The sequence below is a fragment of the Oleiphilus sp. HI0067 genome, from assembly GCF_001635735.1.
The window spans coordinates 1-798 of record NZ_LWFI01001438.1 but is presented as its reverse complement, the minus strand read 5'-3'; the positions used below and the strand labels follow the sequence as shown (position 1 = coordinate 798).

The 798-nt window shown below is 44.5% G+C and carries 1 protein-coding gene; it reads right to left on the bottom strand.

The features are described 5' to 3' along the window. Window positions 1-11: 11 nt before the first annotated feature. A partial coding sequence (locus tag A3739_RS23410) for an ABC transporter substrate-binding protein (protein WP_068503031.1) occupies window positions 12-798 on the bottom strand: 787 nt, incomplete at its 5' end.

The following is a 798-nucleotide window of genomic DNA, read 5'->3' as shown; positions in this document are numbered from 1 at the left end:
ACTACTTGTGTTTACTTGGCTTCAGTTTTTGAGCCATCTTGGTGCCAGTTGTAAACAACAAAGTCGAACTGCTTAAGATCGCCTTTCTCGTCAAACTGGATATCACCTGTTGGCGTGCTGAAAGTCATTTCACGCATTGCTTTCTGCATTGCGTCAGTGTCAGTACCGCCTGTTTTGACCATTGCATCTGCAAGTACTTGAACCGCTGAGTAAGCTGTCAATACGAACGCACCGCTTGCGTCCTGACCCACGTCAACAAAAGACTTAACCAAGTCTGCGTTTGCTGGGTTTTTGTCGAAGCTTGGTGGAAGTGTTACTAGCAAACCTTCAGACGCAGGACCTGCAATTGCATTGATATCATTGTTACCAACACCTTCTGGACCCATAAATTGTGCTTTAAAGCCTTTTTCAGCTGATTGACGCAAAATTAGACCAAGCTCTGGATGGTAGCCGCCGTAGTAGACGAAGTCGACATTTGCTTTTTGAAGTTTTGCAATAAGTGAAGAGAAGTCTTTGTCGCCAGAAGTAATACCTTCAAACATAACGACATTAACGCCTTTTTCTTCTAGCGTTGTTTTTACTGAAGTAGCAATGCCTTCGCCATATTGTTGCTTGTCGTGAATGATCGCAACGTTGCTAGGCTTGATTTTGTCAGCAATGTAGTTGCCTGCTACTGGTCCCTGGTGGCTATCTAGGCCAATCGTACGGAAAACCATTTGGTAACCACGTGTAGTGATGTCAGGGCTTGTAGACGCCGCTGTTACCATCAAAATACCTTCGTCTTCATAAACGTCTGAA